Source organism: Paraburkholderia sp. BR10937 (assembly GCF_040965695.1).
Classification (GTDB): domain Bacteria; phylum Pseudomonadota; class Gammaproteobacteria; order Burkholderiales; family Burkholderiaceae; genus Paraburkholderia.
Genome location: NZ_JBFRCL010000064.1, coordinates 42180 through 51265, shown reverse-complemented (window position 1 = coordinate 51265; position 9086 = coordinate 42180). Strand labels below are relative to the sequence as shown.

Annotated in this window: 9 protein-coding genes and 1 pseudogene; 8 read left to right on the top strand and 2 right to left on the bottom strand. The window is 66.4% G+C overall.

Annotated elements, in window-relative coordinates:
- The 3 genes and pseudogenes from AB4Y44_RS35390 to phaR form a co-directional block, all read left to right on the top strand.
- Positions 1-203 (top strand): annotated as a pseudogene (locus AB4Y44_RS35390) (acetyl-CoA C-acetyltransferase); the annotation flags it as partial.
- A 108-nt stretch (positions 204-311) separates the two neighbouring features.
- The gene (locus AB4Y44_RS35385; protein ID WP_342923882.1) at positions 312-1052 is read left to right on the top strand and encodes a 3-ketoacyl-ACP reductase; all 741 of its coding nucleotides are present in this window, start codon (positions 312-314) and stop codon (positions 1050-1052) included.
- Between the two features lie 149 nt (positions 1053-1201).
- A complete protein-coding gene (gene phaR, locus AB4Y44_RS35380; protein WP_342923883.1) occupies positions 1202-1807 on the top strand; it encodes a polyhydroxyalkanoate synthesis repressor PhaR in 606 nt (201 codons plus the stop codon).
- A gap of 143 nt (positions 1808-1950) precedes the next feature.
- Here phaR and AB4Y44_RS35375 read toward each other — a convergent pair whose 3' ends face one another.
- Positions 1951-2250 (bottom strand): helix-turn-helix domain-containing protein, encoded by a 300-nt coding sequence (locus AB4Y44_RS35375; RefSeq protein WP_342923884.1) that lies wholly within the window; start codon positions 2248-2250, stop codon positions 1951-1953.
- Positions 2251-2569: 319 nt separating this feature from the next.
- On the opposite strand from AB4Y44_RS35375, the gene rimO reads away from it, so the two are divergent.
- From rimO to AB4Y44_RS35350, 5 genes are all read left to right on the top strand, one after another.
- Positions 2570-3907: a 30S ribosomal protein S12 methylthiotransferase RimO gene (rimO, locus tag AB4Y44_RS35370; RefSeq protein WP_368702111.1), complete on the top strand. Its 1338-nt coding sequence runs from the start codon at positions 2570-2572 to the stop codon at positions 3905-3907.
- A gap of 5 nt (positions 3908-3912) precedes the next feature.
- Positions 3913-4839 carry a sugar kinase gene (locus AB4Y44_RS35365; protein WP_342923886.1) on the top strand — a complete coding sequence of 309 codons (927 nt, stop codon included), beginning with the start codon at positions 3913-3915 and terminating at the stop codon, positions 4837-4839.
- Between the two features lie 61 nt (positions 4840-4900).
- Positions 4901-6085, top strand: a complete 1185-nt coding sequence (gene bktB, locus AB4Y44_RS35360; protein ID WP_368702110.1) for a beta-ketothiolase BktB — start codon at positions 4901-4903, stop codon at positions 6083-6085.
- Between the two features lie 59 nt (positions 6086-6144).
- A complete protein-coding gene (locus AB4Y44_RS35355) occupies positions 6145-6750 on the top strand; it encodes a hypothetical protein (RefSeq protein ID WP_368702109.1) in 606 nt (201 codons plus the stop codon).
- Between the two features lie 102 nt (positions 6751-6852).
- Complete coding sequence (locus AB4Y44_RS35350; RefSeq protein ID WP_368702108.1) at positions 6853-8058, top strand: cystathionine beta-lyase; 1206 nt, start codon at positions 6853-6855, stop codon at positions 8056-8058.
- Positions 8059-8139: 81 nt separating this feature from the next.
- On the opposite strand, the gene serB is transcribed toward AB4Y44_RS35350, so the two are convergent.
- The gene (serB, locus tag AB4Y44_RS35345; protein ID WP_342923889.1) at positions 8140-8979 is read right to left on the bottom strand and encodes a phosphoserine phosphatase SerB; all 840 of its coding nucleotides are present in this window, start codon (positions 8977-8979) and stop codon (positions 8140-8142) included.
- Between the last annotated feature and the right edge of the window lie 107 nt (positions 8980-9086).

Below are 9086 nucleotides of genomic sequence, written 5' to 3'. Positions count from 1 at the left end.
TGAACAAGCAGATGGGCTGGGACACGTCGAAGATCAACGTGAACGGCGGGGCGATTGCGATCGGTCACCCGATCGGCGCGTCGGGCTGCCGGATTCTCGTGACGCTGCTGCACGAAATGCAGCGCCGCGATGCGAAGCGGGGTCTCGCCTCGCTGTGCATCGGCGGCGGCATGGGCGTGGCGCTCGCGCTCGAGCGCGCTTGAGGTCATTGCCGGAGCGGACCGCGAGTGGTCCGCTGCGGCGCTTGTGACCAGCGGGGCGACCAATAACCGCGAACGGCGCAGCCGGAAAACGATAATGGAGTGTGGTTTATGTCAGAGCGTATTGCGTATGTAACGGGCGGGATGGGTGGCATTGGCACGGGCATTTGCCAGCGCCTCGCCAGGCAGGGTTTCAAGGTGGTCGCCGGCTGCGGCCCGCATTCGCCGCGCCGCGTGAAGTGGCTGGAAGATCAGAAGGCGCTCGGTTTCGATTTCGTGGCCTCGGAAGGCAACGTGGGCGACTGGGATTCGACGCGCCAGGCGTTCGACAAGGTCAAGGCCGAGGTCGGTGAAATCGACGTGCTCGTGAACAACGCCGGCATTACGCGCGACGTCGTCTTCCGCAAGATGACGCGCGAAGACTGGACGGCCGTGATCGACACCAATCTCACGAGCCTCTTCAACGTCACGAAGCAGGTGATCGACGGCATGGTCGAGCGCGGCTGGGGCCGCATCATCAATATCTCGTCGGTGAACGGCCAGAAGGGCCAGTTCGGGCAGACCAACTATTCCACGGCCAAGGCCGGCATTCACGGCTTCACGATGGCGCTGGCCCAGGAAGTGGCGACCAAGGGCGTGACGGTCAACACCGTTTCGCCGGGCTATATTGGCACGGACATGGTGAAGTCCATCCGTCCCGATGTGCTGGAAAAGATCGTCGCGACGATTCCCGTGCGCCGTCTCGGCGCGCCCGAGGAAATCGCGTCGATCGTGGCGTGGCTCGCGTCCGACGAGTCAGGCTTTGCAACCGGTGCTGACTTCTCGCTGAATGGCGGGTTGCACATGGGCTGATCCCGAGCGCAGCGCGCCTGCAGGGGACGCGCGAAGCTGGGATCGAGGACGGCAGCGGGCCTGTTTGCTCACCGGGGCAGGCCGTTTCCGGGCTAGACCAACGCGCGACGGCAATGGCCGTCGCGCGTTGGCGCTAACAAGGGCGACACATGACGACTACAAAGAAAACCGCCGAACGTCTCATCAAGAAATATCCGAATCGTCGGCTGTACGACACGGAGACGAGCACGTACATCACGTTGACGGACGTGAAGCAACTCGTGCTGGAGCAGGAGGAGTTCAAGGTCATCGACGCGAAGACCAACGAGGATCTGACGCGCAGCATCTTGCTGCAGATCATTCTCGAAGAGGAAAGCGGCGGTCTGCCGATGTTCTCGTCGTCGATGCTGTCGCAGATCATCCGTTTCTACGGTCATGCGATGCAGGGCATGATGGGCACTTACCTGGAAAAGAACATCCAGGCGTTCATCGACATCCAGAACAAGCTCGCGGACCAGTCGAAGAGCCTCTACGAAGGCAACGCGATGAACCCCGAGGTCTGGTCGCAGTTCATGAACATGCAGGCGCCGATGATGCAGGGCATGATGACGAGCTACATCGAGCAGTCGAAGAACATGTTCGTGCAGATGCAGGAGCAGATGCAGAACCAGGCGAAGAACATGTTCAGCAGTTTCCCGTTCAAGCCCGCGACGCCGGGCGGCGCGGCGGCGCCGGCCCAGGGCGCGCCCGAAGGCGGCGAGGAAGAGAAGAAGTAAGCGGCGCGGCGCACACGGCGGGTGGCGCGCGCCGGCAAGTCGCGGCACGCTCTCGCATATCCGGCGCGCCGTGCCGGTGCGTTGCCGCGCGAGCGCCACACTTCGCGAGGCAGCGGGCGCAATGCCGCCGTCCTCATGTGTTCTCAGGCGCTTTGCAGATCGCGCAAGGCTTCAGGGTGCGCCACGGCCACCCGCAAAAGGGCTTGCGCGGCGCCGGTCGGCTGGCGCCGGCCTTGCTCCCAGTCCTGCAGCGTGCGCGTGGAAACGCCAAGCAGTGCCGCGAACGCGCTCTGCGAGAGGCCGGCGCTCGCACGTGCGAGCGCGGCGGCGGTGGGCTTGCGGCCGGTGACGCGCAACGCACCGCTCGAGGCGCCCCGGCGCGCGTTCGACCCGCGCACCGAGTCCAGCCGTTCAGCCTGAAACGGGTCCATTTTCTCGTTCATGTTTTCGCTCTTTCCGCACAACCGGTTCAGGCTGCGTTTGACCGTGCGTCGTGCGCACGCGGCGAAAATTATCCGGATGCGCCGTTCGCAGGCGAGCGATAGCTGAACAAAGTTTGATTCTGTCCATATTCCATCCGACCCCGGCGACACGAGGCGCGCACTCACCATGCTGCGCCGCACGATACGCCAAACGGGTAAAATGGCAGATTGGCTTGACCCCCGCGCGGCGCTACTTTCGCCCTGCGCCCCACATCCGGACGTACACGTGAAAAACCCTGTTGAATCAACGACCTCCCGCAATCCTGCTCCGCGCGTCGGGATGGTTTCCCTCGGCTGCCCGAAGGCGCTTGTCGACTCCGAGCAGATCATTACCCAGCTGCGCGCCGAGGGTTACGAAATCTCGGGGTCTTACGACGGTGCGGATCTCGTGGTCGTCAACACCTGCGGCTTCATCGACGAAGCCGTGCAGGAGAGTCTCGACGCCATCGGCGAAGCGCTTTCCGAGAACGGCAAGGTGATCGTCACCGGCTGTCTCGGCAAGAAGGCGAGCGCGAGCGGCTCGAACCTGATCGAGGAAGTGCATCCGAAGGTGCTCGCCGTGACCGGCCCGCACGCCGTGGGTGAAGTCATGCAGGCCGTGCACAGCCACTTGCCCAAGCCGCACGACCCGTTCGTCGACCTCGTGCCGGCGGCCGGCATCAAGCTCACGCCGCGCCACTACGCGTACCTGAAGATCTCCGAAGGCTGCAACCACCGCTGCACGTTCTGCATCATCCCGTCGATGCGCGGCGACCTCGTGTCGCGCCCGGTCGCCGAGGTCATGCTCGAAGCGGAAAACCTCTTCAAATCCGGCGTGAAGGAGCTGCTCGTCATCTCCCAGGACACGAGCGCCTACGGCGTGGACGTGAAGTACCGCACCGGCTTCTGGAACGGCAAGCCGATCAAGACGCGCATGACCGACCTCGTCGCCGCGCTGGGCGAGCTGGCCGCGCAATATGGCGCCTGGGTGCGCCTGCACTACGTCTACCCGTATCCGAGCGTGGATGAAGTCATTCCGATGATGGCCGAAGGTCCGCTCAAGGGCCACGTGCTGCCGTATCTCGATGTGCCGTTCCAGCACGCGCACCCCGAAGTGCTCAAGCGCATGAAGCGTCCCGCGAACGCGGAGAAGGTCATGGAGCGCGTGAAGGCCTGGCGCGAAGTGTGCCCCGATCTCACGATCCGCAGCACGTTCATCGCCGGCTTCCCCGGCGAGACCGAAGAGCAGTTCGAAACGCTGCTCGACTTCATCCGCGAGGCCGAACTCGACCGCGTGGGCTGCTTCGCCTATTCGCCGGTCGAAGGCGCAACGGCAAACGAACTCGACGGCGCGCTGCCCGACGAAGTGCGTGAGGAGCGCCGCGCGCGCTTCATGGAAGTGGCGGAGGAGGTCTCGGCCAAACGGATCCAGCGCAAGGTGGGCAAGACCCTCAAGGTGCTGATCGACGAGATCAACGCCGACGGCGGCATTGGCCGCACCGCGGCGGATGCGCCCGAGATCGACGGTGTGGTGTATGTCGCGCCGGCGACCAAGGCGTCGAAGCGCTACAAGGTCGGCGATTTCGTGTCGGTGAAGATCACCGGCGCGGATGGCCACGATCTCTGGGGCGAGGTCTGACCGGCATGACGAGCGTCGCCGCGCAAGTGCTCGCGTATGGCGAGGCCATGGTCGAGTTCAACCAGGCGTCGAAGGACCGTCCCGAGTATTTGCAGGGCTTTGGCGGCGACACCTCGAACTTCGCCATCGCGGCGGCTCGCCAGGGCGCCCGCACGGGCTTCGTCTCGGCCGTTGGCGACGATCATTTCGGACGCCTCCTGACCGACCTGTGGACGCGCGAAGGCGTCGATACCTCGACGGTGCGGGTGGACGCCACGGCGCCTACGGGCGTCTACTTCGTCTCGCACGGCCCGGCCGGTCATGCCTTCGACTATCTGCGCAAGGGCTCGGCCGCGAGCCGTTACACGCCGCGCGATCTGCCGCTCGACATCATCGCGGCTGCGCGCGTGCTGCATCTTTCCGGCATCAGCGTGGCGATCAGCGACAGCGCCTGCGACGCGGCGCTCGCCGCCGTCGAGCATGCGCGCGCCAACGGCGTGCGCGTGAGCTTCGACACCAACTTGCGCCTGAAGCTGTGGCCGCTCGCGCGAGCGCGCGCCGTGATGAACGAGGTGCTGCGGCTTACCGATATCTGCCTGCCCAGCTGGGACGACGTGGCCGTGCTCACGGGCCTCGACGACCGCGACGCGATCCTCGACTACCTGCTCGCGCGCGGTGCTCGCGTGGTCGCGTTGAAGCTGGGCAAGGACGGCGCCTATGTGGCGACGCCCGACGAGCGGCGCGTCGTGCCGGGCCATGTGGTCGCGGCGGTGGACGCCACGGGCGCGGGCGACTGCTTCGGCGGCGCGTTCGTCGCGCGGCTCGCAGCCGGCGACGATCCGTTCGCGGCCGCGCGCTACGCGAACGCGGCCGCCGCGCTTTCGACGCTGGGTTTTGGCGCAGTTGCGCCGATCCCGTATCGCGAGGACGTCGAGCGCTTGCTTGCCGGGTAGCCCGCAAGCGAAGCGCATCAATAACAAGATTCATCCCTTCAGGAAGACGAGGAGCAAGACCATGGAACGCGAAGTAGTGGTGGCAAGCGGTGTGCGCACGGCAATCGGCGACTTCGGCGGCAGCCTGAAGGACTTCTCGCCGACGGATCTCGGCGCCCGCGTGGTGCGCGAAGTGCTCTCTCGCGCGAACGTGGAAGGCGACGCGGTGGGTCACGTGGTGTTCGGCAACGTCGTGCACACCGAACCGAAGGACATGTACCTCGCGCGCGTGGCCGCCATCAACGGCGGCGTTGCCCAGCACGCGCCGGCCTTGACCGTGAACCGCCTGTGCGGCTCGGGCCTGCAGGCGATCGTTTCGGCGGCGCAAACCATTCTGCTCGGCGACGCCGACATCGCGATCGGTGGCGGCGCGGAAAACATGAGCCGCGCGCCGTACTCGATGCCGGCCGCGCGTTTCGGCCAGCGCATGGGTGACACGCAGCTCGTCGACATGATGATCGGCGCACTGCACGACCCGTTCCAGACGATCCACATGGGCGTGACGGCGGAAAACGTTGCGAAGAAGTTCGGCATCACGCGCGAGGCGCAGGACGCGCTTGCGCTCGAGTCGCATCGCCGCGCCGAGCGCGCGTTCGCCGGAGGCCGCTTCAAGGATCAGATCCTGCCCGTCTCGATCAAGTCGAAGAAGGGCGAAGTGCTGTTCGACGCCGATGAGCACGTGCGCCACGGCGCGACGCTCGAGGACTTCTCGAAGCTCAAGCCCGTGTTCGCGAAGGAGAACGGCACGGTCACGGCAGGCAACGCGTCGGGCATCAACGACGCCGCTGCCGCGGTGCTGCTGATGAGCGCGGACGCTGCCCGCGCACGCGGCGTGAAGCCGCTCGCGCGCCTCGTCTCGTACGCGCATGCGGGCGTCGATCCGGCGTACATGGGCATCGGCCCCGTGCCGGCCACGCAGAAGGCGCTCGAGCGCGCGGGTCTCAAGGTCAGCGACCTCGACGTGATCGAAGCCAACGAAGCCTTCGCGGCGCAGGCCTGCGCGGTGTCGCAGGAGCTCGGGCTCGACCCGGCCAGGGTCAATCCGAACGGCTCGGGTATCTCGCTCGGCCATCCGATCGGTGCGACCGGTGCGCTCATCACCGTGAAGGCGCTTTATGAACTGCAGCGTATCGGCGGCCGCTACGCGCTCGTCACGATGTGCATCGGCGGCGGCCAGGGCATTGCGGCCATCTTCGAACGGATTTGACGCCGACTCGTAACGCGCGGCTCGCGCAAGGCCGCTGTGCAAGTGAAGGAAGGATGCAGATGGAAGTATTGACGCAAGCACAGCGGCCGCCGCGCGCGGCCGCCCGACAGGGCCGCGCCATCCGGGCGCGCGGCTGGCTCGTGGCCGCGGCCGCCACGGCCATGGTCCTCGCGCTGCCGCTCGCGGCGAGCGCGCAGGACGCAGGCGCTGCGCCGCCGGTCAAATCCACGCTCAAGCCGAACCCCGAGTTCGCGGAGCTGCCGCAATACGTCGGCACGCTCGGCCAGCGTCAGATCGTCATGCGCCTCGGCGCCAAGGCCGGCGACGACGACCCGACCGGCGTGCATGGCGAATACCAGTTCACGGACACCGGCGAGGTGATCCTGATCGCCGGCGACCGCGCGGACGCCACGCTCGAAGCCGAAGACTCGAACGACGGCACGCATATCACCGGCAACTGGGTGGGCACGTTCGCCGAGGACGGCTCGCTTTCGGGCGACCGCATGGACCCGGACGATTCCCACCCCGTGCCGTTCGATCTGAAGCCGCTCGCGGCGGGGGCCGCGGCGCCGGCCGTCTCGACCGGCGCAGCGAGCGCGCCCGCGTCGACGTCGAACGGCGCACATGCCGTGAATGGTGTGAGCAATCTCGTCATCGGGCAATAAGCGCCGCTGCGGGTGTTACTCTTCGGTATGCGGCGTTGCGCGTGCCATCGCGCAAGCCGCGCGCCGCAACGTCATCGCGCCTTAATCCGAATTCGCTCCGACATGACCAAATCCGACTCCAGCCGCGCATTGCAGACGCGCATCGTTCACCCGCAAGACGACCTCACGCCCGGCTTCGAGTCGTTTGCCGCGCCTGTCACGCGGGCTTCGACCGTGGTGTTTCCCGACCTCGCTTCGGTTCGCGCGCTCGACTGGCGCAACGACGCGCAATGGCGCTACGGCCTGCATGCTACGCCCACCTCGGCCATGCTGCAAAAGCGCATCGCCGAGATCGAAGGCGGCAAGCACGCACTGCTGCAACCCTCGGGCCTCTCGGCCATCTCGAACGTCTACTTCGGACTGCTGAAGTCGGGCGACGATGTGCTGATCCCCGATAACGTCTATTCGCCGAACCGCGACCATGGCGACTGGCTCGCGCGAGATTTCGGCCTCACGGCGCGCTATTACGATCCGATGATCGGCGCGGGCATCGCCGATCTGATCCAGCCGAACACGAAGCTGGTCTGGCTGGAAGCGCCCGGCTCGGTGACGATGGAAGTGCCCGACGTGCGCGCGATCACTGCGGCGGCGCGCGCACGCAACGTCGTGACGGCGATCGACAACACGTGGTCGGCGGGCCTCGCCTTCAAGCCGTTCGAGCACGGCATCGACATCTCGGTGCAGGCGCTCACCAAATATCAATCGGGCGGCAGCGACGTGCTGATGGGCGCGACCATCACTGCCGACCGCGATCTCTATCTCAAGCTGAAGGCCGCGCGCATGCGGCTTGGCATTGGCGTATCGGTCGACGACTGCTCGCTCGTGCTGCGCGGGCTGCCGAGCATGAAGGCGCGCTTCGAGGCGCACGATCGCACCGCGCTCGGACTCGCGAGCTGGCTCAAGACGCGCCCGGAAATCGCGGCGATGCTGCACCCGGCGTTCGAAGACTGCCCCGGCCACGAGTTCTACAAGCGCGACTTCACGGGCGCGGGCGGTCTCTTTTCCGTGGTGTTCGATGAGCGCTATAGCGCGGCGCAGGTCGACACGTTCTGCGAGTCGCTCGAACTCTTCGCGCTGGGCTGGAGCTGGGGCGGGGCGCATAGCCTGGCAATGCCGTACGACGTCGGTTCGATGCGCACGGCTGCGAGCTGGCCGTATCGCGGCACGCTGGTGCGTTTCTACATCGGTCTCGAAGACGAAGCCGACCTGCGCGCCGATATCGAGCGCTCGCTGGCGAGGCTCGCGGAAAAAACAAGTACGCCTGAATAACCTGCGCAAAGCCACAACGGGCGCTCGCGTCCACAGGGACACGAGCGGCCGTTGGCGTAGCTGGCCGCCGCGAAACCCGAATCAGAACAGACGCAGCAAGCCGTCGAGCCCGACGAAGTTGAACGCGACGCTCGCGGCCTCGCGCACCACCGGCTTGGCGCGGAACGCGACCGACAAACCGGCCGCGCCCATCATCTTGAGGTCGTTCGAGCCGTCGCCCATCGCGATTGCGCGGCGCGGGTCGATGCCGATTTCGGCACAGGTTTCGGCGAGCGTACGCGCCTTCACGTCGGCGTTGACGATCTCGCCCGTCACGCGGCCCGTGAGCTTGCCGTCGACGATCTCGAGCGTGTTCGCGCGCGTGTAGTCGAGCCCGAGCCGCGTTTTCAGGCGCTCGGTGAAGAAGGTGAAGCCGCCGGAAACGAGCAGCGTCTTCAACCCCGCGGCCTTCGCGCCCGCGAGCATCTGCTCGGCGCCCGGCGAAAGCTGCAGGCGTTCCTCGTAGACTCGCTCCAGGGCGCTCGCGTCGAGCCCCTCGAGCAGCGCCACGCGGCGCGTGAGGCTCTCGTTGAAGTCCTTGATTTCGCCGCGCATCGAGGCCTCGGTGATCGCCGCGACCTCGGCTTTCAGACCGCAGAAGTCGGCGATTTCGTCGATGCATTCGATCGTGATGAGCGTCGAGTCCATGTCCATCGCCAGCAGGCCGAAATCGGCCAGCGCGCGGCCGGCGTCGACGAACGCATAGTCGAGCTGATGCGTGCCGCAGTAGACCTCGAGATCGGCGCGCTGGGCCGGCTCGGCGTTCTCGATGCGCAGCGCGTGGGCGTCGATCGGCGCGAGGCGGCTGCCGCGGGCGAGGCCGAGGAGCGGCTTGTGATGGACGGTGTCGAGCGGGGCGGGACTCTGGATGACGAGGTTCATGGCAGGACGGGCAAAGCCGACGCACGGCGTCGTCGGATCGATCGGATGAAAAAGGGCGCAGTCGCGCGTGTGCGTGCAAGACCCCGCAATGCTCCCTGCAGTGCGCG

What these genes read in the sequence shown, in the direction of transcription:
- AB4Y44_RS35385 (WP_342923882.1), top strand. Translation starts at nt 312, where the DNA reads ATGTCAGAGCGTATTGCGTATGTAACGGGCGGGATGGGTGGCATTGGC.
- phaR (WP_342923883.1), top strand. Translation starts at nt 1,202, where the DNA reads ATGACGACTACAAAGAAAACCGCCGAACGTCTCATCAAGAAATATCCG.
- AB4Y44_RS35375 (WP_342923884.1), bottom strand. Translation starts at nt 2,250, where the DNA reads ATGAACGAGAAAATGGACCCGTTTCAGGCTGAACGGCTGGACTCGGTG.
- rimO (WP_368702111.1), top strand. Translation starts at nt 2,570, where the DNA reads ATGGTTTCCCTCGGCTGCCCGAAGGCGCTTGTCGACTCCGAGCAGATC.
- AB4Y44_RS35365 (WP_342923886.1), top strand. Translation starts at nt 3,913, where the DNA reads ATGACGAGCGTCGCCGCGCAAGTGCTCGCGTATGGCGAGGCCATGGTC.
- bktB (WP_368702110.1), top strand. Translation starts at nt 4,901, where the DNA reads ATGGAACGCGAAGTAGTGGTGGCAAGCGGTGTGCGCACGGCAATCGGC.
- AB4Y44_RS35355 (WP_368702109.1), top strand. Translation starts at nt 6,145, where the DNA reads ATGGAAGTATTGACGCAAGCACAGCGGCCGCCGCGCGCGGCCGCCCGA.
- AB4Y44_RS35350 (WP_368702108.1), top strand. Translation starts at nt 6,853, where the DNA reads ATGACCAAATCCGACTCCAGCCGCGCATTGCAGACGCGCATCGTTCAC.
- serB (WP_342923889.1), bottom strand. Translation starts at nt 8,979, where the DNA reads ATGAACCTCGTCATCCAGAGTCCCGCCCCGCTCGACACCGTCCATCAC.